The 26,608-nt window shown below is 72.2% G+C and carries 23 protein-coding genes; 10 read left to right on the top strand and 13 right to left on the bottom strand.

What is annotated here, in order from left to right:
• Positions 1 to 87: 87 nt before the first annotated feature.
• Positions 88 to 873: a DeoR/GlpR family DNA-binding transcription regulator gene (locus ACLQ3F_RS24290; protein WP_091403015.1), complete on the bottom strand. Its 786-nt coding sequence runs from the start codon at positions 871 to 873 to the stop codon at positions 88 to 90.
• A 200-nt stretch (positions 874 to 1,073) separates the two neighbouring features.
• Between ACLQ3F_RS24290 and ACLQ3F_RS24285 the strand changes: the two genes are divergently transcribed.
• The 3 genes from ACLQ3F_RS24285 to nagA are packed head-to-tail and all read left to right on the top strand — an operon-like array spanning position 1,074 to position 4,059.
• The gene (locus tag ACLQ3F_RS24285) at positions 1,074 to 2,003 is read left to right on the top strand and encodes an SIS domain-containing protein (RefSeq protein ID WP_425851578.1); all 930 of its coding nucleotides are present in this window, start codon (positions 1,074 to 1,076) and stop codon (positions 2,001 to 2,003) included.
• Positions 2,000 to 2,953, top strand: coding sequence for an ROK family protein (locus tag ACLQ3F_RS24280; RefSeq protein WP_357257271.1), 954 nt, complete (start codon positions 2,000 to 2,002; stop codon positions 2,951 to 2,953). Before ACLQ3F_RS24285 ends, ACLQ3F_RS24280 begins: the two co-directional genes overlap by 4 nt.
• Positions 2,950 to 4,059, top strand: coding sequence for an N-acetylglucosamine-6-phosphate deacetylase (gene nagA / locus ACLQ3F_RS24275; RefSeq protein ID WP_425851576.1), 1,110 nt, complete (start codon positions 2,950 to 2,952; stop codon positions 4,057 to 4,059). Before ACLQ3F_RS24280 ends, nagA begins: the two co-directional genes overlap by 4 nt.
• 363 nt (positions 4,060 to 4,422) lie before the next feature.
• On the opposite strand, the gene ACLQ3F_RS24270 is transcribed toward nagA, so the two are convergent.
• Positions 4,423 to 5,634 (bottom strand): DUF4032 domain-containing protein, encoded by a 1,212-nt coding sequence (locus tag ACLQ3F_RS24270; protein WP_425851574.1) that lies wholly within the window; start codon positions 5,632 to 5,634, stop codon positions 4,423 to 4,425.
• Positions 5,635 to 5,766: 132 nt separating this feature from the next.
• On the opposite strand from ACLQ3F_RS24270, the gene ACLQ3F_RS24265 reads away from it, so the two are divergent.
• A complete protein-coding gene (locus ACLQ3F_RS24265) occupies positions 5,767 to 6,504 on the top strand; it encodes a phosphatase PAP2 family protein (protein WP_425851672.1) in 738 nt (245 codons plus the stop codon).
• Between the two features lie 10 nt (positions 6,505 to 6,514).
• Positions 6,515 to 7,750 (top strand): APC family permease, encoded by a 1,236-nt coding sequence (locus ACLQ3F_RS24260; RefSeq protein WP_425851573.1) that lies wholly within the window; start codon positions 6,515 to 6,517, stop codon positions 7,748 to 7,750.
• Positions 7,751 to 7,769: 19 nt separating this feature from the next.
• Here ACLQ3F_RS24260 and ACLQ3F_RS24255 read toward each other — a convergent pair whose 3' ends face one another.
• The 4 genes from ACLQ3F_RS24255 to ACLQ3F_RS24240 are packed head-to-tail and all read right to left on the bottom strand — an operon-like array spanning position 7,770 to position 14,445.
• Complete coding sequence (locus ACLQ3F_RS24255; protein ID WP_355005883.1) at positions 7,770 to 8,555, bottom strand: ABC transporter permease; 786 nt, start codon at positions 8,553 to 8,555, stop codon at positions 7,770 to 7,772.
• The gene (locus ACLQ3F_RS24250) at positions 8,552 to 9,541 is read right to left on the bottom strand and encodes an ATP-binding cassette domain-containing protein (RefSeq protein WP_425851571.1); all 990 of its coding nucleotides are present in this window, start codon (positions 9,539 to 9,541) and stop codon (positions 8,552 to 8,554) included. Before ACLQ3F_RS24250 ends, ACLQ3F_RS24255 begins: the two co-directional genes overlap by 4 nt.
• A 30-nt stretch (positions 9,542 to 9,571) precedes the next feature.
• A complete protein-coding gene (locus ACLQ3F_RS24245; RefSeq protein WP_425851570.1) occupies positions 9,572 to 12,424 on the bottom strand; it encodes a BTAD domain-containing putative transcriptional regulator in 2,853 nt (950 codons plus the stop codon).
• Positions 12,425 to 12,474: 50 nt separating this feature from the next.
• On the bottom strand, positions 12,475 to 14,445 hold the full coding sequence (locus ACLQ3F_RS24240) for a potassium channel family protein (RefSeq protein WP_425851568.1): 1,971 nt from the start codon (positions 14,443 to 14,445) through the stop codon (positions 12,475 to 12,477).
• 95 nt (positions 14,446 to 14,540) lie between these two features.
• On the opposite strand from ACLQ3F_RS24240, the gene ACLQ3F_RS24235 reads away from it, so the two are divergent.
• From ACLQ3F_RS24235 to ACLQ3F_RS24220, 4 genes are all read left to right on the top strand, one after another.
• On the top strand, positions 14,541 to 15,029 hold the full coding sequence (locus ACLQ3F_RS24235) for an MSMEG_6728 family protein (protein WP_357257257.1): 489 nt from the start codon (positions 14,541 to 14,543) through the stop codon (positions 15,027 to 15,029).
• A 24-nt stretch (positions 15,030 to 15,053) separates the two neighbouring features.
• Positions 15,054 to 16,607, top strand: coding sequence for an FAD-dependent oxidoreductase (locus ACLQ3F_RS24230; protein WP_425851565.1), 1,554 nt, complete (start codon positions 15,054 to 15,056; stop codon positions 16,605 to 16,607).
• 67 nt (positions 16,608 to 16,674) lie between these two features.
• Positions 16,675 to 17,883 carry a hypothetical protein gene (locus ACLQ3F_RS24225; protein ID WP_425851563.1) on the top strand — a complete coding sequence of 403 codons (1,209 nt, stop codon included), beginning with the start codon at positions 16,675 to 16,677 and terminating at the stop codon, positions 17,881 to 17,883.
• Between the two features lie 212 nt (positions 17,884 to 18,095).
• Positions 18,096 to 18,539, top strand: a complete 444-nt coding sequence (locus ACLQ3F_RS24220) for an HNH endonuclease (RefSeq protein ID WP_238676588.1) — start codon at positions 18,096 to 18,098, stop codon at positions 18,537 to 18,539.
• Positions 18,540 to 18,609: 70 nt separating this feature from the next.
• On the opposite strand, the gene ACLQ3F_RS24215 is transcribed toward ACLQ3F_RS24220, so the two are convergent.
• The 4 genes from ACLQ3F_RS24215 to ACLQ3F_RS24200 form a co-directional block, all read right to left on the bottom strand.
• On the bottom strand, positions 18,610 to 20,235 hold the full coding sequence (locus ACLQ3F_RS24215) for a protein kinase domain-containing protein (RefSeq protein ID WP_425851562.1): 1,626 nt from the start codon (positions 20,233 to 20,235) through the stop codon (positions 18,610 to 18,612).
• 78 nt (positions 20,236 to 20,313) lie between these two features.
• Positions 20,314 to 20,892, bottom strand: a complete 579-nt coding sequence (locus ACLQ3F_RS24210) for a hypothetical protein (RefSeq protein WP_425851561.1) — start codon at positions 20,890 to 20,892, stop codon at positions 20,314 to 20,316.
• Positions 20,893 to 20,960: 68 nt separating this feature from the next.
• A complete protein-coding gene (locus ACLQ3F_RS24205) occupies positions 20,961 to 21,728 on the bottom strand; it encodes an enoyl-CoA hydratase/isomerase family protein (protein ID WP_425851559.1) in 768 nt (255 codons plus the stop codon).
• 140 nt (positions 21,729 to 21,868) lie between these two features.
• Complete coding sequence (locus tag ACLQ3F_RS24200) at positions 21,869 to 24,256, bottom strand: M4 family metallopeptidase (protein WP_425851558.1); 2,388 nt, start codon at positions 24,254 to 24,256, stop codon at positions 21,869 to 21,871.
• Between the two features lie 179 nt (positions 24,257 to 24,435).
• Between ACLQ3F_RS24200 and ACLQ3F_RS24195 the strand changes: the two genes are divergently transcribed.
• Positions 24,436 to 24,963: a hypothetical protein gene (locus ACLQ3F_RS24195; RefSeq protein WP_425851556.1), complete on the top strand. Its 528-nt coding sequence runs from the start codon at positions 24,436 to 24,438 to the stop codon at positions 24,961 to 24,963.
• On the opposite strand, the gene ACLQ3F_RS24190 is transcribed toward ACLQ3F_RS24195, so the two are convergent.
• From ACLQ3F_RS24190 to ACLQ3F_RS24180, 3 genes are all read right to left on the bottom strand, one after another.
• A complete protein-coding gene (locus ACLQ3F_RS24190) occupies positions 24,960 to 25,604 on the bottom strand; it encodes a histidine phosphatase family protein (protein ID WP_425851554.1) in 645 nt (214 codons plus the stop codon). The genes ACLQ3F_RS24195 and ACLQ3F_RS24190 overlap by 4 nt on opposite strands.
• 86 nt (positions 25,605 to 25,690) lie before the next feature.
• Complete coding sequence (locus ACLQ3F_RS24185) at positions 25,691 to 26,110, bottom strand: VOC family protein (RefSeq protein WP_088952055.1); 420 nt, start codon at positions 26,108 to 26,110, stop codon at positions 25,691 to 25,693.
• A gap of 35 nt (positions 26,111 to 26,145) precedes the next feature.
• Positions 26,146 to 26,547, bottom strand: coding sequence for an AraC family transcriptional regulator (locus ACLQ3F_RS24180; RefSeq protein ID WP_357194067.1), 402 nt, complete (start codon positions 26,545 to 26,547; stop codon positions 26,146 to 26,148).
• Positions 26,548 to 26,608 lie beyond the last annotated feature (61 nt).

The following is a 26,608-nucleotide window of genomic DNA, read 5'->3' as shown; positions in this document are numbered from 1 at the left end:
GACACCATACGCGGTATGCAGGAGCGCGCAATACGCGGTATGCATCGACGCGCCGATCAGGCTAATTCATCGACGGAGCGTGACCCCTCAGGCGCAGATGACCTGTACGCCGGCAGCGCGGAACGCGTCCACCACCTCCGGGGCGGCACCGGAGTCGGTCACCAGCGTCTCCACCCGCTCGACCGGGCAGATCCGGGCGAAGGCGTGACCGCCCAGCTTGGACGAGTCCGCGATGATCACCACGCGCTTGGCGCGGGCCACCATCAGGTTGTTCATCGCCGCCTCCCCCTCGTGGTGGGCGGCGGCGCCGAGCTGCGGGTCGATCGCGTCCACGCCGAGCAGGGCGACGTCCAGGGTGACCTCGCGCAGCAGCGCCCCGCCCAGCGGGCCGACCAGTTCGAACGACTTCGGCCGCACCACGCCGCCGGCCACCACGACCTTCATCCGGGACCGGACCAGCAGCTCGTTGGCGATGTTCAGCGCGTTCGTCACCACGGTGAGCTGGGCACCCTCGGCGCTGGTGTTCAGATCCGGTCGGACGGCGAGCGCCCTCGCCACCTCGGTGCTGGTGGTGCCGCCGTTCAGGCCGACCACGGTGCCCGGCGTGACGAGCGCGGCGGCGGCAGCCCCGATCCGCTGCTTCTCGGCCGAGTGCTTGGCCGTCTTGTAGCGCAGCGGCAGGTCGTACGACACGCCGTTGGCGACCGCGCCGCCCCGGGTCCTCGTGATCATTTGTTGCTGCGCGAGCTGGTCGAAGTCACGCCGGATGGTGGCCTGGGAGACGTCCAGCCGCTCGGCTGCCGCCTCGACGCTGACCCGGCCGTTGTCGGTCAGCATTTCGAGCAGGGCGTTCCATCTGGCGTACCGGTCCACCGCGGGGGCCCTCCCAGCAACTGCACGGACGGTGATTGATTGCGTGCACACTAGTGCGCGAAACTAGGCTGGCGCAAAAGACTGACCTGCGCGATCGGCCGGCCGGTTGCCATGGTCACCCGCGTTCGCGCAGAATAACGCGCGAAATGCGGGTCTAACGAGCCGTATTGCGCACCGATCGGCCCTGCGAGGAGTTTCCCATGGCGTACGTGGACGCGGAGATCGCGAGCCAACCCGACTGCTGGCGGGACGCGGCCCTGCTGGCCGAGGTCGTGCGGGGTGACCTGCCGCGCCCCGGGGAGCGGGTCGCCGTCGTCGGTTGCGGCACGTCGTGGTTCATGGCAATGGCGTACGCGGCCCGCCGCGAGCAGGCCGGCCAGGGCGAGACCGACGCGTTCCAGGCGTCCGAGTTCCCCGCCGGCCGCCGCTACGACCGGCTGATCGCGATCACCCGCTCCGGCACCACCACCGAGGTGCTGGAGCTGCTCGCCGCGCTGCGCGGACAAACACCCACCACAGTGATCGTCGGCGACCCCGCGTCCCCAGCGGTCGAGCTGGCCACCGCCACCGTCGCCCTGCCCTTCGCCGACGAACGGTCGGTCGTGCAGACCCGCTTCGCGACCACCGCGCTGGCCCTGCTCCGGGCCCAGCTCGGCGACCCGGTGACAGCGCTCGCCGCCGACGCCGAGGTGGCGGTGCGATCACCGCTGCCGATCGACCCGGCCACCATCGAGCAGGTCACCTTCCTCGGTCGGGGATGGACGGTCGGGCTGGCCCAGGAGGCGGCGCTGAAGTGCCGCGAGGCGGCCACCTTCTGGGCCGAGGCGTACCCGGCGATGGACTACCGGCACGGTCCCATCTCGGTCGCCGCGCCGGGCCGGCTGGTCTGGGCGTTCGGTGAGCTGCCCGACGGGCTGCCCGAGGATGTGGCGGCCACCGGCGCTGCCTTCGTGCACAGCCGGACGCACGGCTGGCGCACGGTGCTGGGCAGTTGGTCTGCCGGCCGTACCCCGGTCGACCCGATGGCCGACCTGATCCTGGCCCAACGCTTCGCGGTCGCGCTGGCCACCAGCCGGGGCCTCGACCCGGACGCGCCCCGCCACCTGACCCGGTCCGTGGTGTTGGCGTGAGCGACGACCGCGTGGTCGTTGCGCTGGACGTCGGCGGCACCGGCATGAAATGCGCCCTGGTCCGGCCGGACGGCGTCGTGGTGAGCACCGAACGGCACCCCACCGACGCCGCACGCGGCCCGGCCGCCGTTGTCGGCACCATCCTGGACGTGGCCGGTGGGCTGGCCGACAAGGCCCGCGCCGACGGGCTCACCCCGATCGCGGTGGGCATCGCCGTGCCCGGGGTGGTGGACGAGGCACGCGGCGTCGCGGTCTGGTCGGCGAACGTGGGCTTCCGGGACGTACCCCTGCGGGACCTGAGCGTGCAGCGGCTCGGTCTGCCGACGGCGCTCGGCCACGACGTGCGTGCCGGTGGTCTCGCCGAGGCCCGACTCGGCGCCGGACGCGGCACCGGGCACGTGCTGTTCGTGGCCATCGGCACCGGCATCGCCGCCGCGCACGTCGTCGACGGCGCGGCCGCGGTGGGGGCCCACGGCGCCGCCGGGGAGATCGGCCACATCCTGGTCCGGCCCGACGGTCCGCGCTGCGGCTGCGGCCGCCCCGGCTGCCTGGAGGCGATCGCGTCGGCCGCCGCGATCGGCCGCCGCTACGCCGAACTCGCCGGCGACACCGCCGACGCCCCGGTGACCGCGGCCGAGGTGGCCGACCGGGCGGCGGCCGGCGAACCGCTCGCCGGCCAGGTCTGGCAGGAGGCGGTCGAAGCGCTCGCCGATGGCCTCGCCAGCGGGCAGGCGCTGTTCGACGTGGCGACGATAGTGCTCGGCGGCGGCCTGGCCCAGGCCGGGGACCGGCTGCTGACCCCGCTGCGGGTGGCGCTGCACGAACGGATGACCTTCCACCGGGAGCCGCAACTGGTCGCGGCAGCCCTCGGCGACGAGGCCGGTTGCCTCGGTGCCGCCCTGCTCGCCCTGGACGCCGTGGGTGTCCGTGACCAACAGGAGAAGCGATGACCGTACGGGTGAACGGCCGAGTGGTGACCCCGACCGGAGTCGTCCGACAGGGCTGCGTCGAGTGGGACGGTGATCGGATCACAGCGGTGGCCGAGTATCCGTCGGTGCGCGACGGGCACTGGATCGTGCCCGGCTTCGTCGACATGCACACGCACGGCGGTGGCGGGCACACCTTCACCACCGGTGACGCCGACGAGGCCCGCGCGGCGGCCGGCTTCCACCTCGCCCACGGCACCACCACGCTGCTGGCCAGCCTGGTCAGCTCGCCCTTTCCGCTGATGCGGACGGCCACCGAGGCGTTCGCCCCGTTGGTCGAGGAGGGCGTGTTGGCGGGAGTCCACTTCGAGGGGCCGTACCTGTCGGCCACCCGCTGCGGCGCACAGAACCCGGAGTACCTCCGCGACCCGTCGACCGACGAGCTGGCCGAGCTGATCGAACTGGGCCGGGGTGCGATCCGGATGGTCACCCTCGCCCCGGAGCGCGACGGCGCGCTGGAGGCGATCAAGCTGCTCACCGCGCAGCGGGTGGTGGCGGCGGTGGGTCACACCGACGCCACGTACGAGCAGACCCGCGCCGCGGTCGCCGCCGGCGCGAGCGTCGGCACCCACCTGTTCAACGGCATGCGGCCGGTGCACCACCGTGAGCCGGGGCCGGTGGTGGCCCTGCTCGACGCGCCCACAGTGATCTGCGAGCTGGTCGCCGACGGGATCCACCTGCACGACGGCATGCTGACCTTCGTCACCGCGACCGCCGGCCCGGACCGCGTCGCGCTGGTCACCGACGCGATGGCCGCCGCCGGCATGCCCGACGGCGAGTACGAGCTGGGCGGCCAGGCCGTCACCGTCGCTGACGGGGTGGCCCGACTCGCCCGCGACGGCGCGATCGCCGGCAGCACGCTGACCATGGACGCCGCGCTGCGGCACGCCGTGAACGCCGGAATCCCGATCGCCGACGCCGCACGGATGGTGGCCACCACCCCGGCGCGCGCCATCGGCCTGGGCGACCGGGTCGGGTCCCTCCAGGTGGGCCTCCGCGCCGACCTGGTGGTGCTCGACGACGACCTCAACGTGGTGCGGGTGCTGCGCGCAGGCTCCTGGGTGGAGTGAGGAGCGCCGCCGGCAGGTAGGCGGAATGGGCGGGACGCCGCACGCTCGGTGTCGGCACGTGACCGCAGGCTGCCCACCTGTGGCCGGCCCGACAGTGCACCTAGAGAGCCTTTGGAGCTGAATCGTTTGCGGCATCAGCCCACGAGCCCAGTCCACCCCGACCCGGGAGCCCAGACCACCCACCAGCCCAACCCAGCGGTCCAGCACGACCGAGCGGGGCTGAATCGTTTACGACATCAGCTCGAAAGGCAGCGGCTAGGCAAGTCCGGTCGCTGAGTTGACGAGCAACCGGGTGCGGGCCGGACCCCAGGCCCCGGACAACCAGGCCGCGAACAACGGGCCGCGGACAACCGGGCTGGTGCCCTAGCTGAGGCTGGGGACGTCGATGCCGAGGACGGCCTGCTCGTCGGGGCGGTGCACCAGCACGTCGGACAGGTACGACTGGACCGCGTGGCGCATCCCGACGTCCCGGCCGGCCTGCTCGGAGAGCAGCCACTTGTGCTCGATGATCTGGGCGAACAGTTCCTGCGGTTCCAGCTTGCGACGCAGGTGCGCGGGAACGGCCCGGACCACCGGCTCGAAGACCTCGGTGAGCCAGCGGTGGGCCGCCTGCTGCTCGTCGATCAGGTCGCTCTCGGCACGGTAGGCGTCCAGGTCGTTGAGCAGCTTGCGGGCCTGGTTCTCCTCGGCGTCCAGGCCGGTCAGCCGAAGCAGCCGCCGGGTGTGGTAGCCGGCATCGACGACCTTCGGCCGAACCAGGAAACGCCCACCGTCGATGGTCGACATGGCCACCTCGGCGACGTCGAAGCCCAGCTCGTTGAGGCGGCGGATCCGGCCCTCGATGTCGCGCCGGGCCTCCCGCTCGATCGCCTGCTCATAGGTGATCTCGTGCCAGAGCCGCTCGTAGCGCTGCACGACCTCCTCGCACACCACCTCCGGGTCGATGGACTCGTGCAGCAGGCCAGCGGCCTGCAGGTCCAGCGCCTCACCGAAGATGTTCACCCGGGCGATCTCCAGGTCCTCACCGCGCTGACCGTTGGAGAGCGCGTTGTGCAGGGCGCCTGTCTCCGCGTCCACCAGGTAGGCGGCGAAGGCACCCGCGTCCCGCCGGAACAGCGTGTTCGACAGCGAGCAGTCGCCCCAGAAGAAGCCGGTCAGATGCATCCGCACGATCAGGGCGGCGAGCGCATCGAGCAGTCGGCTCATCGTCTCCGGGCGGAGGGTGTGCGAGAAGAGCGCCCGGTACGGCAGCGAGAACTGCAGGTGCCGGGTGATCAGCACCGATTCGAGGGGCTCCCCGTCCTCGGTCTGCCGGTCGGCGACGACCGCGACCGCCTCGACGGAGGGGAAGTCGATCCGCTCCAGGGCCCGGAGCAGGTCGTACTCCCGCTCGGCGATCCGCTCGCGGGTCTCCTTGAACGCGTACACGTAGTCGCCCAACCGGACGAAACGGACGATGTGCCGGGAGATGCCCTGCGGCAGCGCCACCAGGTGCTGGGCAGGCCACTCCTCCAGCGGTGTCGACCAGGGCAGGTCGAGCAGCGCCGGGTCCACGAGAGCAGACGTGATCCGCACGGGCACAAGCATGACTGGTCGTCCCCCTCATCCGCCTCTGATCGTGGTTGGGCCCACAGCGCCGCACACCCCGGCCTCGCGCCGGGCCGGTAGCGTGGTCGCGTGCTCAAACCCACAGCGGTACGACGTGACCTGCGGCTACGGCCCGTTCGCCCGGCCGGCTGGTGGTTCGACGCGCTCCTGCTGGTCGGTCTGGTCGGGTTGACGGTGGCGCTCGCCGCCGATCAGCTCTTCGGATTGGACCGGGCGGTCGCCGACTGGGCCGACGGGCACCGGCCGACCGCCGCGTACTGGGTCGCCCGGGTGCTGAACTTCCTCGGCCAGGGCACCCCACTGACCCTGATCGGCGTCGGGCTGGGCGTGCTGCTGGCCGTCCGGCTGCGGTCGGTGCGGCCGATCCTGCTGCCGGTGGTCGGGTTCGTGATCACCACCTTCACGATCGGTCCGCTGAAGGTCTGGACCGCGCGGGCGGCACCGAGCGCCAGCGTCAAGGAGCCGTTCCTGACACCCGAGCAGACCCTGCCGCTGTTCCACGACGACCTGCCGGTGCGGTTCGCCCAGTCCTACCCGTCGGGCCACGTCGCCAACGCGATCGTCTGGTACGGGGTCATCGCGCTGCTGCTCGCCCCACTGGCCCGCACTTTCGGCCGGCAACTCCCGAGCCGGCTCGTCACCGTGATCCGCGTCGTACCGCCGCTGGTCGTCCTCACCACCACCACCTACCTCGGCTGGCACTGGCTGACCGACTCGGTCGCCGGGCTGCTGCTGGGCCTGCTCCTGGACCGGCTGCTGCACCGGGTGCCCTGGGACGATCTGCCGCTCCCCGGCCGGTTACGCGCGTGGGACCGGCCGTTCACCTCGTGCCCCTAGGTTCTGATTCGTGGATCAACTGGCGCGGCGGCTGGGCGTACCCGATGCGGTTGTCATCGGGTTGGGCTCGATGCTGGGCGCGGGCGTCTTCGTGGTCTTCGGCCCGGCGGTGGCGGCGGCCGGCGGTGCCGGCCTGCTGCCCGCGCTGGCGCTGGCCGGCTTCGTGGCCTTCTGCAACGCGACCAGTTCGGCGCGGCTGGCGGCCCGGTACCCGGAGTCCGGCGGCACCTACGTCTACGGCCGGGAGCGTCTCGGGCCGTTCGCCGGGTTCCTGGCCGGTTGGGGCTTCGTGGTCGGCAAGACGGCGAGCTGCGCGGCGATGGCGTTGACCGTCGGGGCGTACCTCTGGCCGGGCCAGGCCCGACTGGTAGCCGTCGGCGCGGTGCTCGCGGTGACCGCTGTGAACCTTCGCGGCATCGGCAAGACCGCCACCGTGACCAGGGCGTTGGTGGCGCTGGTGCTGGCGGTGCTGGCAGTGGTCACCGTCGTCGGCCTGGTCGGTGGGCCGGTGCATCTGGGCCGGCTCGGCGAGCCCGGCGGCTCTGCGCGGGGCGTGCTCACCGCCGCCGGGTTGCTGTTCTTCGCCTTCGCCGGGTACGCCCGGATCGCCACGCTGGGCGAGGAGGTCCGCGACCCGCAGCGGACCATCCCGCGCGCGGTGCCGCTGGCGCTCGGGGTGGTGCTCGTGATCTACCTGGTGCTGGCGGCGGTCACCCTCGGCGTGCTCGGCGCCGACCGGCTGGCCGGATCCGCCGCGCCCCTGGTCGACGTGGTGACCGCCGCCGGGCTGCCCGGCCTGGCGTGGGTGGTCCGCGCCGGTGCCACCATCGCGGTCGTCGGGGTGCTGCTGTCACTGGTCGCCGGGGTCGGGCGGACCACCCTCGCCATGGCCCGCCGCCGCGACCTGCCCGGTGCGCTGGCCGCCGTGCACCCGGTGCACCAGGTGCCGCACCGCGCCGAACTGGCGGTGGCCGCCGTGGTGACAGTGGTGGTGCTGCTCGGCGACGTACGCGACGCGATCGGCTTCTCCAGCTGCACGGTGCTGGTCTACTACGCGATCACCAACGCGTCTGCGCTCACCCTGGGGCGGGACCCGGACCGGCGGTTGCCGGTCCGGGTGCTCGCCGTTCTCGGGCTGGTCGGGTGCCTGCTGCTCGCTGTCAACCTGCCGCTGAGCAGCGTGATCGGCGGCTTCGGTGTGCTCGCCGTGGGTGCCGCCTTCCACGCCCTGCGGGCCCGCCGCTGACCCGGGCAGACGGTCGGAGTCAGCGGCTCAACCGTTGGTAGCGGCGCACGGCCAGCGGGGCGAACGTCGCGATCAGCAGCACCGGCCACAGCACCGCCAACAGCATCGCGTGCTCCGCCGGCCAGGAATCACCACCCAGGCCCGGGTTGCCGAACAGTTCGCGGATCGCCGCGACGGTGGCCGACAACGGATTCCACTCCGAGATCGTCCCGATGACCGACGGCATCAGCTCGGGTGACACGAAGACGTTGGAGATCGCGGTCAGCGGAAACGCCGCCGGAAAGACGATGACGCCGACGGTGTCCGGGTTGCGGACCAGAAGCGCCAGGTAGATCCCCATCCAGGTGATGGCGACTCGCAGCAGCAGGAGGAGCCCGACGGCGAGCAACGCCCTGCCCACACCCTCGCGCCACTGCCATCCGACGAGCAGGCCACACACCAGGAGGGTGGACATCTCCAGCAGGGCGCGCAGCAGGTCGGCCGCGCTGCGACCGGTCATCAGGGCGGACCGTGCCATCGGCATCGACCGGAACCGGTCGACCACACCCCGGCTGAGGTCCAGCGCCACGCCGGTCGCTGTGGCCCCCAACCCGTAGAGCATCGTCATCACGAAGACCCCGGGCAGCAGGAACTCGCGGTAGTCGCCGCCACCCGGCACCTGCATGCCGCTGCCGAACACGTACCCGAAGACCAGCACGAACATGATCGGCAGCGAGAAGTAGAGGATCAGCTCCTCCGGCGCGCGAACCACGTGCGTCATGTTCCGCCTGGTCATCGTCCAACCGTCGACGATCGCCGTGGTCATGCCATTTCCACAGTTCGTCCGGCCCCGACCGGCTCGCGGGCCTCATCCGGCCGGTGCCCGGTCAGGTGCAGGAATGCCTCGTCCAACGTCGCGCGCCGCAGGCCGATGTCCTCGACAGCGATCCCGGCGTCGTCCAGCGCGCGAACCACGTCGACCAGGCCGGCGACGCGATCGACCACCGGCACGCTGAGCCGCCGAACCTCCGGGTCGAGTTCGGGCTCCGCGCCGCAGATCCGCGCGACGAGGCGGACCGCCTGGCTCAGCTCGGCCGCGTCGCGGACCACCACCTCGATCCGGTCGCCCCCAGTCATCGCCTTCAGCTGGTCCGGTGATCCCTCGGCCACCACCCGACCGGCGTCGATCACCGAGATCCGGTCGGCGAGCTGATCGGCCTCCTCCAGGTACTGCGTGGTGAGCACGACCGTGGTCCCGTCCGCCACGAGACCTCGGACCAGGTCCCACACCTGGTTGCGGCTGCGCGGGTCCAGGCCGGTCGTCGGCTCGTCCAGGAACAACACCCGCGGCGTACGGATCAGACTGGCGGCGAGGTCCAACCGGCGACGCATCCCACCCGAGTACTCACCGGCGGACCGGCCCGCCGCCTCGTCCAGCCCGAACCGCTCCAGCAGTTCATCGGCGCGTCGGCGGGCCTCCCGCCTGCCGAGCCGGAACAGCCGGCCGAACAGCTCCAGGTTCTGCCGGCCGCTGAGGATCTCGTCGACCGCGGCGTACTGCCCGGTCAGCCCGATCCGGGCGCGCACTTCGTCCGGCTGGCGCAGCACGTCGTACCCGGCCACCGTGGCCCTTCCCGTGTCGAAGCGCAGCAGGGTGGTGAGGATCCGTACGGCAGTCGTCTTGCCCGCGCCGTTCGGTCCCAGCAGTCCGTGGACCGTGCCGGGCGGCACGGTCAGGTCGAACGTGTCGAGCGCCCTGGTCGGGCCGTACCGCTTGCCCAGACCCTCGGCGACCACCTCGAATGTCGTCATGCCCCCACGGTGCGGCCCGACGCTGACGGGTCACGCACCGCCCGCTGACGGCGGCGCATCGGCCTTCTCCGCCTCGGTGATCTCCTTCAGGACGAGAATGATCTCCGCACGGGCGGCCTCGCCGACGTACCAGCCGGTGAGCCCGCCGGTCAGCGCCTCCTCGCAGAACCGCCTCGCGGCGGCCAGGTCCCCGCGCACCCGGGCCACCTGGGCGAGGCCGAGCCGGGCGCTGGCCACGAACTCAGGCGCACCGCTGCGCTGCGCGAGGAGCAGCGCGCCGGCGAAGTCCTCGTGCGCCCCCGCGAGGTCACCGGCGCGCAGCCTTATCTCGCCCCGGGTACGCAGCATGTCGGCCTGGTCGACAGCCGACCCGAGCGCCTCGACCAGTCCCATGGCCTCATCCATGTGGGCGCCCGCGGTCTCCGGATCGCCCTGCCAGGCGGCCAGTTCGCCGAGCGCACCGAGCGTGATCATGGTGCCCCACCGGTCCCCGGTGCCGCGGAAGCCGTCGAGCGCTGTGGCCAGCGCGGCCCGGGCGCGGTCCCGTTGGTCGCTCCACATCAGCGCCGAGCCGCTGCCCATCGCGCCGAGCGCGTTGATCCACGGGTCCGGGCCGACCAGCCGTCGCAGCTCCCCCATCAGCTCGTCGACATCCTCGGCACCGCCGGAGGGCGGTCCCGTCGAGATCCCCGACAGGTACAGCAGGAAGGGCTGTCGCGGCGGCCGGTCGAGGCTGCGGATCACGGACCGCTGCGTCCCGAGCGACGGCAGAGAGCCGGAGCCAGCGAGCGAGGCGTTGTAGACGCAGAGGGCGAACTCCTCGCCCAGCCCCGGCGGCGCCTCGGTGCCGAGCAGTTCGAGGACGTCCGCGGCGAGCCGCGCCCCTTCCCCGCGCATGCCGCGCAGCCACCAGTAGAACGACAGGGCCGCGACCATTCCAGCCGCGTCGGACGCGTCACCGGCCGCGGTGGCCCGACGCAACGCCGCGTGCAGGTTGTCCCGCTCCGCGTCGAGGCGTCGCAGCCAGTGCAGCTGCTCCGCGCAGCGGAGGTGGTCGCTGGCGGTCCAGGCGAACTCCAGGAAGTACGCGGTGTGCGCGCGACGCAGTTGGTCGGCCTCGCCGGCCTCGGCGAGACGCTCCGCACAGAAGGCCCGCACCGTTTCGAGCATCCGGTACCGGCCACCCGTCATCTCCACGAAGGACTTGTCGACCAGACCGGTGAGCGCGTCGACGAACTCGGCGGTGGGCAGGCCACAGACCCGCTCGGCCGCCTCCAGCGTGGCCCCACCGGCGAAGACGGTCAGCCGTCGGGCCACGTGCCGTTCGGCGTCGTCGAGCAGATCCCAACTCCACTCGACCACGGCCCGCAGGGTGCGGTGTCGCGGCGACGCGGCCCGGTTGCCCGTCGACAACAGCCGGAACCGGTCGTCGAGACGGGCGGCCACTTCGGCGACGGGCAACGCCCGCAGCCGCGCGGCGGCCAACTCGATCGCCAGCGGCAGGCCGTCCAGGCTGCGGCAGATCCGCAGCACCATCTCGACGTTGGCCGGCGTGACGGTGAAGTCGGGCGCGACGTCGGCGGCCCGTTGGGCGAAGAGGCCGACCGCCGCGTAGTCGTCGGCGTCCAGCACGGACGCGCCGAGCGGTGGCAGGCTGAGCCCGGACAGCGGGCACAGCGCCTCACCGGCCAACCCCAGCGGCTCCCGACTGGTGGCCAGGACGCGCAACGCCGGGCAGGCGCTCAGCAACCGGGCCGCCAGCTGGGCCGCGTCGACGAGGACGTGCTCGCAGTTGTCGAGGACCAGCAGCAGCCGCCGCTCGGCCAGCGCCTCGACCAACCGGTCGGTGGTCTGCCAGCCCGGCTCGGCCGGGGCACGCAGGCCCGCGTCGCGTAGGCCGAGCGCGCTCAGCACCGCCTGCGGAACGTCCGAACCGTCAGCCAGCCCGGCCAACTCGACGAAACGGGCCTCCCCGTCGACCCGGCCAGCGGCCTCGATCGCCAGGCGCGTCTTGCCCGCGCCCCCGGGACCGGTGAGGGTGACCAGCCGCCGCTCTCCGAGCAGGTCGCCGACGCGCTTGAGCTCCTCCTCGCGCCCGACGAAGGTGGTGAGTTGACTCGGCAGCACCGGTTCGGCCGACCCGCGTTCCGCCCCACGCAGCACCGCCAGGTGGACCGCGGCCAAATCCGCCGACGGGTCGACGCCGAGCTGATCGGCCAACGTGTGCCGGGCATCCTCGAACTCGGCCAGCGCCTCGGCCGGCCGGCCCAGCGCCGCCAGGGCGCGCATGAGCTGACCACGTAGCCGCTCCCGCAGCGGATGCGCGACGACCGACTCCCGCAGCTCCGCGATCAACGTGCCGTGTGCGCCCAACGCCAGATCCGCCTCGACCCGATTCTCGATGGCGGCCAACCGCAGCTCGTCCAGCCGGGCCGCCTGGGCGGGCACGCCGGCTGCGCCGATGGCATCGGCCAGGGCGGGACCACGCCACAGCTCCAGCGCCTCACGCAACAGCCCCGCCGCGCGGGGCCAGTCGCCGCCGACGAGCGCGCAGCGTCCCGCCTCGGCGAGCCGTTCAAAGCGGTACGCGTCGACGTCGTCGGGATCCACCGCCAGGCGGTAACCGGCCGGGTGGAACTCGACCGGGTCGTGCCCGGCGGGCAGTGCCTGGCGCAGTCGCGACACCTGGGACTGGAGCGCGTTGGCCGCACCTCGGGGCGGGTGCTCGCCGTACAGGCCGTCGATCAGTCGGTCGGCGGAGACGACCCGTCCCGCGTTGAGCAGAAGCAGCGCCAGCAGGGCACGCAGCCGAGGCCCGCCCACGGGGACCTCTCGCCCGTCGGCCAGCACGACCTGGGTCGGACCCAGGATGCGGAAACGCATGCCATGGATTGTCGCTCAGTGCCGCCCGGTTCCTGCTGCGTCGGGTGCTGTCAGCTCACCTCGCCGGGCCCGTCATGCCGGCGGGTCAGCTCACGTTCGTCAGGTTGAACACCGTTGGTCGTCGAGGGCGCATCTCCACCCGGAGGGACGGGATGTGCCGCGCCGACCCCCGGGCCCGTCTGCCCCGGCACGGGGGGAGACGCCGCCGCCGGGGTGTGCGCTCCGCCGTGGACCGACCCGGCCGGTCGGGTGACCGGCTCCGGGTGGGCCGGCGGGGCGCACTGGCGCGTCAGCCAGTCCAGCCCGCGCCGCCGGGCGACGACGGTCAGCCGGTCGCCGGCGAAGATCACCTGGCGGGGGTCGAGGTCCTTCCACCAGATGGTCCTGGCGCCGCCGCCCGGGGTGCGGGCGATCAACCGGACCTGCCCGTCCCGGTTGACCGCGTCCAGCGGTCGACCGTCCAGCTCGGAGCCGGCGGCGACCGGCACCTCGGCGACCGGGAGCGCGTGCCGGTCGACCGGGATGGTGCTGATCACGGCGCGTTCGGTGAGCGCCCCGATGAAGGCCGGGGCGGCCAGGTAGGAGACCGAGCGGGACACCCCGAGCGCGAAGGTCTCCTCCACCCGTTCGGCGAAGTCACCGTCGAAGAGCCGCAGCACCACGCGCAGGTCGGCGCGGAGGTCGCGGGCGGCGAGGGCCGCCTCCAGGTTGGCCACGTCGTCGGTGGACGCCACCACCAGCGCCTGACAGTCGGCCACCGAGGCGGAGGCGAGTGTCTCCGGCAACGCGGCGTCGCCGACGATCAGCGGCACCTCCAGTTGGCGGGCCAGGGCGGCGCCGCGCGGCTCCGGATCCTTGTCGATCGCCACCACCTCGACGTCGTACTCGCGTAGCTGCGCCATCACCCGGGTGCCGACGTTGCCCAGACCGATCACCACCACGTGCCCGACCCGCGCGGGTTGCAGGCGGCCGGTGTGCAGCGCCAGTCGGGCGTTGACGATGCCGTCCACCACGACCGCGGTGATCAGTGGGATCAGCGCCAACCCGGCCAGGTTGAGCACCACCTGCATGATCTGGGCATCCGCCGCCTTGGTGGTGTCCGGGTCGGCGCCACTGAGCGTGGTGACCAGCGTCAGGTACAGCGCCTCCAGCGGAGAGACGTCCTCGGCCCGGGAGATCAGTGCTCCCAGCACCGCGATCAGCGCGAGCACCACCATCACCGCAATGCCGATCTTGCGGGTGGCGAAGCCGCGTACCGCCCCCACCACCACCGAGATCGGACGACGCCGCCGACGCGCCCGGACCAACCGGCGGGCGGCGACCTCGGTGCCCGGCGGCTGACCGGTCGCCTCGGCCAGCACCAGGTCGGCGCCAGCCTGCTGGGCCGGCAGCAGCTCCACCCCCCGCGCCTCGCTGAGGTGCGCCAACGCGCAGACCACGTCCTGCGGTCGGACGTCGGCCCGACGCGCCACCCGCAGCGTCTTGTCCCGGTGTTGGAAGGAACTCGGGTCGACCTCGTTGAGCGCGGCGGCCACGAAGGCCGGCGCGGCCATCTCGGCGTCGGAGAGCACCTCGACCGGGGCCTTGAGCAGCTTGCGCACGCCGTCGGCGAGGGTGCCGTTGAACATCCGCAGCACCTGGCGGACCCGCTGGTCGACGGCCTGCGCGCAGAGCGCGGCGTGCAGGTTGCCCACGTCGTCCTGGTGCAACAGGGCCAGCCCGGTCGCGCCGGCCAGGCCGGCGGCCTCGAAGGTGGCCACGTCAAGCCGGTCCGAGCGGACCACCCGGACCCCGCGCAGCCCGGCCACGTCCGGCCCGTTGCTGCGGTAACGCTCCGGCACCACAACTGTCACCCGGGCCCCACCGACCGGCAGCTCGGATTCGAGCATCGCCCGGGCCACGTAGTAGGCGAGCGCGTCCTTGCCACAGATCACGTAGTGCGGGCGCGGATCACCGACGGACCTCAGTCGCCAGTTCCACTCGACCGCCCGTCGCGCCCGGTCCCGCCACGGCTCCGCCATGCCCGGATCGTAATCAGCACTGCCACCCTGGGCGACCCCGTCCGGATCATCCCGGGCCCAGGTATGTCCGCCCCGGCGACGGGTAGAGCAGCGGCATGCAGACGTTCCTCCCGTACCCGGGCTTCCTGGCCAGCGCCCGCACGCTGGACCAGAAGCGGCTCGGCAAGCAGCGGGTGGAGGCCATCCAGGTGCTGCGCGGGCTCACCCGACCCGGGTACGGCTGGCGCAACCACCCGGCCGTGAAGATGTGGGCCGGGTACGAGGAGGCGCTCGTCCGCTACGGGCTGGACATGTGCGCGGTCTGGACCGAACCGGGGCGGGCCGACACCTGCGCCACCACGATGACCGTCGACCTCGCCGACGCCTGCGGGGCCGGCGTCGTACGCACCCAGGACGAGCTGGCCCGAGCGGGTGAGCTGCCACCGTGGCTGGGCCGCGACGACCTGCACCTCAGTCACCGCTCGTCGCTGCTGCGCAAGGACCCGGCGCACTACCGCCCGCTGTTCGGCGACGGCGTGCCGGAGGACCTGGAGTACGTCTGGCCGGCCTCCGACCGTCCCCGCCGTTGCTTGCCAGCCGACTGAGCCGAGGTGGGGCAGACTGGGCCCATGGCGCTGTCGCAAGTGGTAGGTCGGCTGATCGGCGTACGGCAGCACCAGGTGGACCCGGGCGGTGGTGGCGCCGACCGGGTGCCGCGACCGACCACGGCGCTGGTGGTGGGTGGCGGCATCGCCGGGATGTCGGCGGCGGTGGTGTTGGCCGAGCGGGGTGTGGCGGTCACGGTCCTGGAGGCGGCACCCACCCTCGGTGGTCGGCTGGGCGCCTGGCCGGAGGCGCTCGCCGACGGCAGCCAGCAGAACGAGCACGGCTTCCACGCGTTCTTCCGGCAGTACTACAACTGGCGGTCCATCCTCCGCCGGATCGACAGTGACCTGGGTTTCCTCAAGCCGATTCCGGGCTACCCGATTCTCAGCGAGCAGTGGCCGACCGAGGAGTTCGGCAGGTTGCCGCCCGCGCCACCGGCGAACCTGCTGGCGCTGCTGCTGCGCAGCCCCAGCCTGCGCCTGGCCGACCTGCGACTGATGGACCGGGACGCGGCGCTGCCGCTGCTCAGCTATGACCCGGTGCGCACCTACGCGGACCTGGACGACACCACGGCCGACGAGTTGCTGGCGTCGCTGCGACTGCCGGACCGGGCTCGGGCGATGCTGTTCGAGGTCTTCTCGCACTCGTTCTTCAACCATGAGGCGGAGATGTCGGCCGCCGAGATGGTCGCCCAGTTCCACTTCTATCTGCTCGGCAACCCGGAGGGGTTGGCCTTCGACTGCCCCGACGAGGACTACGCCACGGCGATCTGGGAGCCGCTGACCCGGCACGTGGAGAAACATGGTGGCCGGGTCCTCACCGGCTGCGCCGCCACCGGGGTGCACCGCGACGCCGAGGGGTGGCGGGTGACGACCACCGACGGCGGCAGCCATCCGGCGGGTCACGTCGTGCTCGCCGTCGACCCGCCGGCGCTCGCCGCGCTGGTGGCGGCCTCCCCGGACCTGGCCGAGCAGGCACCCGAGCTGGCGGCACGGATGCCGGCCTTCGGCACCCCGGGCCCGCCGTACGCGGTGGCGCGGTACTGGTGTGACGGGGACGTGGCCGCCGGGCGGGCGGTGTTCAGCGGCGTGTCCCGTCAGCCCACTCTGGACTCGGTGACGCTCTACCACCGGCTGGAGAACGAGTCGCGGCGCTGGGCGCAGCAGACCGGCGGCTCCGTCGTCGAGCTGCACGCGTACGCCTGCGAGCCCGGCGTGCCGGCCGAGGAGCTGGCCGAGCGGATGCGCCGCGAGCTGGTCGCGCTCTGGCCGGAGGCCGGCGACCTGCGGGTCCGCGAGCTGCGGGCCCGGGTGGAGGCGCAGGCGCCGGCCTTCACGCCGGGCAGCCACGCCTGGCGACCGGGGGTACGCACCGACGCGACCGGCCTCTATCTGGCCGGCGACGGTATCGCCACGGACTTCCCGAGCGCGTTGATGGAACGCTCGGCCGCGACCGGGATCATCGCCGCGAACCACATTCTGCGCGCCGAGGGTGGCGCGGCCGAGCCGGTGCTCTCGATCCGACCGCGTGGCCTGCTGGCCGGCCGCACGAGGCCAAATCGACAAAACATGACATAAGCCACGGTACGCTGCCGTACGCTCGAATGATCAACCGTCGATCGGCCGGGCGGGAGGGCAGCGGGAGATGTCACCACTGCACCGCGCCGGCGCGGAGAACGGCTCGTCGACGGACGAGATCGGCCGCGACGACGCGTACCCGCTGATCCGCGACGAGCGCGCCTGCATCGTCACCGCGCTCCGGCTGGGCTGGTGGATGGCGGACGCCTACCACCACGGGCAGCACGCGGAGCCCAACGCCTTCGTCGAGGCCCGCCCGGCCGTACCGCCGGCCAAACTCTCCAACCTCACCGAGATGTCCGCCCACCGTCGGATGCGGATGTACCTCGACGGGGTGGACGTCGCCCTGGCCCAGATCGCCGACCTCACCCGGCACACCGGGCCGGTACCCGACACGTCGGCCGCCCGCGCCCTGCTCCCCGACCTGGGCCAGCCCGACCCCGCCGACCCGGTGCCGCTGCTGCTCGCCCTCGACGACCTCAACGTTGAGGTGCTGCGCTGGGCGATGGCCGCCAACCACCGGGTCGGGCTGGCCTACCGCCTGGGCCGGTCAGTGGCCGACACCGTCCGAGCCGGCGACGTCACTCAGTTGCTGCGGCAGTTCGGCGGCCGGCAGGTCCAGATCAGCCGGTGGCTGGACGAGTTGGCCAGCGTGCTGCCGCCGTACTCGGCCGCTGTGGTGCGCCGCTCGCTGGCCGCCTGGGCGAGCGCTGTCGACCGCGCCGGTCACGGGGATCCGACCGAGCCGACGCCCGCCACCCTCAGCCGGGCGCTGCGCGGCCAGGGTGACCTCTGGCGCGACGTGCTCACCGGCGGCCTGCACCCGCGCGACCTGCTCGACGAGGAGGACTACGCGGTGATCGCCCGGAACCTGATCATTCGAGACCGGCGACTGGTGGCGCAGGCGGCCCGAGGCATCTTCTGGCCGGTGCTCGTACCCCTGCTGCTCGTGCTCTTCGCGGTCGTCGGGGTGAGTGCCGCCGCGGCCGCCGGCTCACCGACCACCCGGGCCACAGTGGCCCTGGTGGGCCTCGGCGCCGGGCTGGCCGCGATCTGGCGGTCGGTCTCCGGGCCCGCGCTGTCCGTCGCCGGTGAGGTCAACCGGCCGCTGCTGGACAGCGAACTCACCGCACGGATGGCACTGCGGCTGAACCGACCGCTGACCACCGCCCAGGTCTCGGCCAAAGCAGTTCCCCGCACCCGCCGCCAGCGACGTCCCGACGGGGTCGGCCGATCGAAATACGTTGCCCGTGTCTCCCGGGTCGACCTACCGTGAGCGCGCAAGGTCAACCACCACCGCGGGAGCAGCTCATGACGATGTGGCACATCAGCATCGTGCTGTCGACGCTGCCCGGTGACGGTTGCCGAGCGGAAGGTCCCCGGGCGGGCCGGCCCGACTGACGCGTGTCCGTACGCGCTGAGCCGCCCCGTCCGACAGCCGGACCGGGCGGCTTCTTGCTGTCCGTCACCATCTGGAAAGGAGTCCCGGTGGATGCCGTCCTCGTCATCAACGCCGACCTCGGCCCGCTGCACCGGGTCACCGTCCAACACGCAGTCCGCATGCTCTGCCGCCGGGTGGCCGAGATCCACGAGGCCGAGCCGGACCGGGTGATCGGGGTCTTCCCGATGCCCCGGGTGGTGCGGCTGGTCCGCTTCGTCGTCACCCGCTGGAGGTTCAACTCCGGGCCGGCCTGGTCGCGGGCCGGTGTGCTGCGCCGCGACGACAGGTGCTGCGCCTACTGCGGCGGCCCGGCCTCCACCATCGACCACATCCTGCCCCGCTCGCGCGGCGGCCGGAACACCTGGCGGAACACCACCGCCGCCTGCTACGCCTGCAACCAGCGCAAGGGGGACCGGACGCCGGCGGAGGCGGGCATGCCGCTGCGCCGGGAGCCGGTGAACCCGGGCTGGGCGGCGCTGACCGGGCGGTGACGGACCGGCCGGCGGGAACGGGGGGCCGCGTCCCGGGTACGACCCGGGCGCGGCACCCGCCGGCCCCCGATCAGGCGGCGCGTTCCTTGACCTTCGACCTCAACTGGCCATTGGGGCACTGAACCCGGATCTCGCTGCGGTGTTCCGGGGAGGTCAGCTCGACCACGATCTGCTTTGCCGGCCCCGGGTCGTACCCCTCGGCCCGGAAACCGGGTGCGAGCACCACGCTGAGCACCTCGACCGACTTTCCCACGCAGCGAGCGGTGACCGTCCCGCCGAGCGCGTCGACCGGTTCGCCTACGCCAGGTGTCGGGGTCGGCGCGGCCGAGGTCGGGGGCGGTCCGGCGGTGGTGGTCGTCGGGCCCGGGACCGCTGTCACGCCCGGACCGGCCGGAGAGCTGGTCCGGGTGGCGGGCGAGCTTCTCCTGGTCGTCGGTACGACGGCCGGTCCGGCATCGGCCGCGTCGGTCGGGTCCTCGGTGCGGGGCATCCCCACCGTGGTGGTGCCGGGGCCGCTGCTGGTCGGCGCGGCGCTCTGTCCCTGTCGATTGCTGAAGTCACCGAGCGGCCCGGCGAGCGCCACGGCGGCGATCACAGCCCCGCCGACCGTCAGAATGGCTCGCCCCCGACGCCACGGCCCGCGTCTCGTCCGCACCGCCGAATCACCAGTCGTTCGGGCACCCTCCGGCCTGGCTCTGGTCGGCCCGGTGCCGGCCTGCCCGGTGCCGGCCCGCTCGGGGCTGGTCTGCTCGGGGCTGGTCTGCTCGGGGCTGGTCTGCTCGGGGCTGGTCTGTTCGGTGCTGGTCTGCTCGGTGCTGGTAGGGCCGGTCTGCTTGGTTACGTCGGCCGCCGGTTGGGCGGCGACGGCAGCCGCCTCGGGGGCGGCCCCGCTGGCGGCGGCGAGCAGTATGCGGGCCGCGTCGGTGGCCGGTGGCCGATCGGCGGGGTCGGCGGCCAGGCACCAGCGGTAGAGCCGGTGCACCTCGGGCGGCACGCCGTCGATCGCGGGCAGCGGGTCCGGTTCGACGGGCGTGTGCGCACGGACCATCCGGGTCTGCGCCTCGGCGGGCCACGGCAACCGGCCGGTGAGCACCCGGTACAGCAGCAGGCCGAGGGCGTACACGTCGCTGGCCGGCCGCACCTCGCCAGCCTGCAACCGCTCCGGCGCCAGGTACGCCGGCGTGCCCATCAGCCGCCCCTCGAAGTCGATCTCCGGCGCGCCGACGGCTGCCGCGATGCCGAAGTCGAGCACCTTCGCACCGGTCGGCGTGAGCATCACGTTGGCCGGCTTGATGTCGCGGTGCACCAACCCCTGGTCGTGCGCTGCGGCGAGCGCCGAAGCCACCTCGGCACACACCCGCAGACCGGCGCGCGGGGGCAACGGCCCGACCACCAACCGGCGCTCCACTGTGTGACCGCCGAGCAACTCCATCACCACGAACGGGACCTCGGCACCGTCCACCACCGACTCGCCGTAGTCGTAGACGCTGGTGACGTGCGGGTGCGACAGCCGAGCCGCGGCCTTGGCCTCGCCCCGGATCCGCTGCCGGGCGTCGGTGTCCGAGGCGACCAGCACCTTCACCGCCACGTCCCGTTCGAGCACTTCGTCGTACGCCCGATGCACCGCCGACATGCCGCCACTGCCGAGGCGCTCGAGGAGCCGGTAGCGGCCCGCAAGCAACTGATCACGCTGCACGACGGACAGCCTGCCGTACCGACCTGGGTCGCGGATACCCGGGATCGAGATGTTGCGATGGGTGGGAGCGGTTTGCGGCTACCGTCCGCGCAGATCCGGGTGGGCGCGCAGGAACGCCTCGCCCCGACGGGCGTTGCGGACGACCGACACGATCAGCACCACCCAGAGCACCAGCAGCAACCCACCGATCACCGCGTGGAACGGCGCGAACCCCACGAAGACCTGACCGACGGTCGTCATCAGCAAACCGGCGCACAGCACCGCAAAGTACCGTTGATTGACGAACTGTTTAGCGGTTTCCACGAGCAGACCCGGGTCTTCATCGGCCTCCGGTGCGTCGCGTCGAACCTGCCGATCCAGCCGACGACGGCGCGACCAACTGAGCCCGATCAGGGGCGAGTGTCGTGCCGATCGGTAGCGGCCGGTGCGTACGACCCAGACGACTGCGGCCACCTCGACGATGACTCCGAGGATCACCAGGACGAGTCCCAGGTTGCTGGCCCAACCCGGCGGGTCACCGTCGAAGATGCCGGTGTTCTGGCCACCCATCGCGACACCGACCGCGAGCGCGCCGACCACTGCGGGCAGCAGCACGAAACCAAGAATCAGACGAAGTCGCCGGTCGTTCCGGTCCGGATTCGTCGCCGTCTCGTCCATAGTGGTCCCCCGATCACAGTGTGGAGCGGGATCTACCCATCGACGACGGCGGCCGAAACTCTGCCGGATCAGGCGTCGGTCGGCGGCTGCCAGGCGAAGCGGGGCGTACGCCGCTCGGTCACCGCCGCCACCCCTTCCCGGGCCTCGCCGGTCGTCGTCACCTTCCGGTGCCACCAGGCGATCCGCGCGGGCTCGGCGCGGTCGTCGATGATCTCCTTGGCGGCGGCGATGCTCAGCGGGGACCGCATGGCGATCGTCGCGGTCAGCTCGTCCACCCGTGCGGCGAGCCGGTCGACCGGTAGCAGTTCGTCGACCAGGCCGATCCGCAGGGCGCGCTCTGCGTCGATCAGCTCGGCGGTGAACAGCAGGTGCTTGGCGGCGGACGGGCCAACGAGCCGGGCCAGCCGGCGTGTCGTCGGCGCCGGATAGACAAGCCCGAGCCGGGCCGGCGGTACGCCGAAACGGGCGTCGTCGGCGGCGATCCGCAGATCGCAGGCGACTGCGAGTTGTGCCCCACCGCCGACGCAGGCACCCCGGATGGCAGCGATCGTCGGCTTGGCGAACCGGGCCAGCCGTTCCTCGGCGGCGACCGCGATGCTGGCGTCACCGGCGTCCAGCAACTCGGCCAGGTCACCGAGGTCCGCGCCCGCGCAGAAGGCGTCGCCGGCACCGGTGAGCACCAACGACCGTACGGCCGGTTCGGGCTCCAGCCGGTCGAGCAGTTCGGGGAGCTGACGCCACATGGCCGCGGTCATGGCGTTGCGCCGGGCCGGGTTGTGCATCACCACGGTGGCAACCGGCCCGGTCACCTCGACTGTCAACTCCGCGTCCGACACATCGGCCCCTTCCCGGCGTCACCTGTGCGGCGCCACCGATCTGCCCGCCAGCGTCGTCGCCCCGCTGCCGCGACCATAACGACGCGAGCCCGACGACCACCGTGAGGGGTGGCCGTCGGGCCCGCGCGTGAGCCGTCAGGTCAGGAGACGTTGATCGCGGTGTCGTCGACCACGAACGACGTCTGGAGCGAGGAGTCCTCCACGCCCGTGAACTTCAGGCTGACAGTCTGACCGGCGTACGACGCCAGCGAGAAGGACTTCTGGCTGTAGCCGGTGGCCTTGTTCAGGTTCGAGTAGGTCGCCAGGGTGGCCAGAACGGTTCCGCTCGAGTTGAGCACCTGCACGGTGAGCTTGTCGTAGGCGACGCTGCTGGTGGTCTCGGCGGAGTCGATGTGCAACCAGAAGCTGAGGGCGTACGACGCGCAGCCGGCCGGCAGGCTCACCGACTGGGCGAGCGTCTCGGTGCGGGTGCTGCCGTACCCGTTCAGCCACGCCTTCCACGACCCGGTGCGGGCTGCCTGGCTGCTGGAGCTGGTGATCACCCCGGAGCTGGCCGACCAGCCGGTGGCCCCGGATTCGAAGCCCGGGTTGGCCAGCTTCTGACCCGGCGCGGTGCAACCGCCACCGGTGCCGTTCACGGTCAACGTGTAGGTGGCGCTGCGGGTGACCGCGCCCGCTCCGTTCACGGTGATCGAGTAGGTGCCGGCCGGGGTGCTCGCCGAGGTGCTGATGGTGAGGGTGGACGAGCCGCCCGAGGTCACCGAGGCGGGGCTGAACGCGGCGCTCGCCCCGCTGGGCAGGCCGGACGCGGAGAACGTCACCGTCTGCGCCGAGCCACTCGTGGTGGCGGTCGACACGGTGGTGGCGGCGGAGCTGCCCGGGTTGACCGAACCGGCGGTCGGCGAGAGCGACACCGAGAAGTCGTTGCCGGTCGAGCAGGCGGAGTCGCTGCCGGCCACGTTCACCGCGGTCCAGGCTGCCTGCACGGCCTTGTACTCGGTGGAGCAGCTGCCGTACAGGTCGGTGGCCGCCCGCAGGCTGTAGGCGCGGGCGGTGTTCGCCGGGTTGCTGGTGCTGACGTACGACGTGTTGGAGGTGAAGTAGACGTCAAGCGCCCGGTACCAGATCTTCTCGGCCTTGGCCCGGCCGATACCGGTCACCGCGGGGGCGGAACCGCAGACCGGGGAGGTGCCGTACGAGGTAGCGCCGGTGCCCTCGGCCAGGTTGAAGAAGAAGTGGTTGGCCACGCCGGAGGAGTAGTGCACGTCCTTGTTCTTGGTGCTGGTGGACCAGCAACTGTCGGACGAGCCGTCCAGCGACGGGTTGTACATGTAGCGCAGCGGCGTGCCGTTGTTGTTGATGTTGATCTTCTCACCGACCTGGTAGTCGCCCGGGTCGCTCGGCGCGGCGGCGTAGAACTCCACCATGTTGCCGAAGATGTCGCTGGTGGCCTCGTTGAGGCCGCCGGATTCGCCGGAGTAGACCAGGCCGGCCAGCGCCTCGGTGACACCGTGGCTCATCTCGTGCCCAGCCACGTCCAGCGAGACCAGGGGGCGGGAGTTGCCCGAGCCGTCACCGTAGGTCATCTGGGCGCCGTCCCAGAAGGCGTTGACGTAGTTGTTGCCGTAGTGCACCCGGCTCGGCACGCCGCTGCCGTTGCCGAAGATGCCGTTACGGCCGTGCGTGTTCTTGAAGTAGTCGAACGTCTTGGCTGCGCCGAAGTGCGCGTCCACAGCGGCGGACTGCCGACTGGAGGTGGCTCCGGTGCCCCAGGCGTTGTCGGCGTCGGTGAAGGTGGTGCAGCTCGACGTGCCGTTGTTCATGTCACAGGTGCGGCCGTTGCCGCGCACCGGGTCGATCATCTGGTACGTGCTGCCGGAGAGCGTCGTGTCGATGCTGACCGCGCCGGTGTAGATGCCCTGGCCGCTGCCGGTGACCGACTCGATCTCGTCGTACGACCCGACTGTCGCGCCGGTGGTGGCGTCGGTGATCACGTGCAGCCGGGACGGGGTCTGCCCGTCGGGCTGCCAACCGCTGACCACGGTCTCCCAGGCCAGTCGACCCTGCCCGGAACTGGCGTCCACGAACAGTTCCGGCGTGCCCACCGCGTCGGCCTTACCGGCGAACCGGGCGCTGGCGGCCTTCTTCGCGGCCGCCGCGGTGGTCCTGGCCGAGGTGGCGAGGGTCAGCGGCGCGGCCAACCCGACCGAACTGCCGGCGTACGTGCCGTTCGGCGCGGTGTGGATGACGAAGTCACCGCCGTACACCCGCAGGCCCTGGTAGGTCCTGGTGTAGCGGGTGTGGGCCGCGCCGCTGGGGTCCACCTTGGTGCTGCGCACCTGGTAGGACTCGGCGCTCGAACCCTGGACGGCGCCGGGGTTCGCTCGTAGGACGGTTGCCGCTCGGGCCGCGGCGGAGGCGTCCGGCGCGGGAGAGGTGGGCGGGGCCGCGTGCGCCGGGGTGACGACGCAGGTCAGCAGGCCGCTGGTGAGCAGCACTGCGCTGACGGCGGCAAGAGCTCTTTTCACGTGCGCTCCTGAGAGGAGAAGGATGTGACGGAGGTAGTCACGCATGTACATATAGCTATGTGTTGAAGAAAAGAGAAGGCCTGAACCGATGTCAGACATCTACATTGACCGTTCGGATGAGTGGCTTGACGAGGGAACCAGCACCTGCCCCAGCACGTCCGACGGACATGAGACCCGCCTTGACAGCCGGCGTCACGTTCGCCCTACTGGTCGCGCTCCTGGCCGGCTGCACCAGCGCTGACCGGGCCGGGAGCATCCCTGACCAGCCGCCGAACAGCCCCGGTACGAACCTGTCCGCTCCGACCACCGGCGCTCCGCCCCCGACCGCCGCCCCCACGGCAAGCGCCGGGGCCAGCGCTGCGGCCCCCCGAGTGACGTTGCGAATCTCCGGTGGCTTCGCCGGGCGCGGTGACTCCATCGCCGTCGAGCCGGACGGTAGGTGGACCGTGACGGACCGGGCCGGCAGTCGGCGCAACGGCCGGCTCTCACCTGCCGATCAGGCCACCCTCGCGGGCCTGACCGCCGACCCCCGGCTCGCCGGCGAGGCGCAGCGACCCACCACCGCGACCAACTGCGCGGACGTGATGAACTACCGCCTCACCGTGGCCAGCAGCGACACCGCGTACGTCGACTGCCCGACCGACGAGCCGCCACCGCCTGCCACCCAGGCGGTGGTCGAGCTGCTCCTGCGGACCACCGCGGCCTAAATCAGATAGTCCGGGGGCAGGCCGGTGCCCCGCAGCTCCGGCGGTAGGTGGGCCACGTCGTTGACGGCGATCAGATTCGGCGGGCCGGCCGCGCTGTACCGGATGACGGTCAGCCCCGCGTTGTGCGCGTTCAAGCCCAGCCAGCGCCACTCCGGCGCGTCGAGGGCGTGCCGCACCAGCCAGGCGATCAGGAAACTGTGCGTCACGACCAGCTCGCGCACCGGTTCGCCGCCGGCGGGACCCTCGGCGACCGGGCCGGCGAACCGTCGCACCGCGTCCGCCGTCACTCGGGGCCCGTCGGCCCGCTCGGCCGCTGAGAACTGCGTCAGAAACTCGGCGTACGCGGGCGGCAGCACAGCCGGTTCCGTGTCGTGTGGGAGGTGGTCGCCGGCCAGCTCCGTCTCGTACACCGGAACGTCGGGCAGCGACTTGGCGACCAGCTCGGCGGTCTGCGCGGCCCGGCGCAGCGGCCCGTGGTGGACGGCGGCGAACCGCCGGGCCCTCAGGCGTTCGCCCAGCAGGATGGCCTGCCGTCGGCCGCGCTCCGACAGGCCGGTATCCGGTTCGCCGGCGTCCGGCCCACTCGGCTCGGAGAGATCCTGCTCGGCGTGTCGGGTCAGGTACAGCAGTCGGGTCACCATGATCCCCACCTCAACACACCGGGAGGTACGAGTTCGACCCCGTACCTCCCGGTCCTAACGCCGCAGCCCGGCTGATCGCACGCCCTCTACGCCCGGGGGAACATCTGGCCGATGCGGATCCGGTTGCCGAACGGGTCCCGGATGCCGAAGTCGATCCCGTACGGGCGCTCGGTCGGCTCGTCCGTGATCTCGACGCCCTTCGCCACAAGGTCCTCGTGCGTCTTGCGGGCGTCGTCAGTGGTCATGAAGAGGTACCCGCCGAGGGCACCTTTGGTGAGCAGCTCCCGGACCTGCTCGGCGGTGGCCGGGTCCAGCGCGGGCGGGCCGGGCTTCTCCAACAGGATCTCGCGCTCCGGGTCGCCGGGCAGGTTGACAGTGAGCCACCGCATGAAGCCGAGGTCCTGGTCGGTGTTGACCTCCATGCCGAGCTTGTTGACGTAGAAGTCAAGCGCGGCGTCCTGGTCGAGGACGTAGATCTGGGAGCGGCTGATCGCGTTCATCGTCATGCCCATGACGCTAGACGCAGCCTCTGACCTGCTGCTTATCCAAAACTGCTTGGTCGGGTCCAGGCTTTGGTGAAGCACGACGGCACGTTGGCCGGCGCGACGCGCTGACGCCGGAAATCCGAGGGCGACTCCCCGACGATCTGCCGGAACGTCCGGCTGAACGTGCCCAGGCTGCCAAAGCCGACGGCGTAACAGATGTCCGTGACGTCCCGGTCGGTCTCCCTCAGCAACGACATCGCCCGCTCCACCCGGCGGCGTTGCAGGTAGCGGTGCGGGGTCTCACCGAAGGTGGCCCGGAAGGTACGGATGAAGTGCGCCTGCGAGACGTGCGCGATCCGGGCCAACGCGGGGATGTCCAGAGGCTCGGCGTACGCCCGGTCCATCGCGTCCCGGGCGCGCAGCATCGCCCGGTTCGACTCCTCCACCGCCCGACTCATCTGCCCCCCGACCCGCTCCGCGCTGCTCCGGCCCCAGGTTACCGTCGGGCACCGTGTCGTC

The sequence above is a fragment of the Micromonospora sp. DT15 genome (assembly GCF_049841475.1).
GTDB lineage: Bacteria > Actinomycetota > Actinomycetes > Mycobacteriales > Micromonosporaceae > Micromonospora.
Note: the sequence above shows the minus strand (reverse complement) of the source record. Positions and strands in the feature narration are given on the sequence as shown.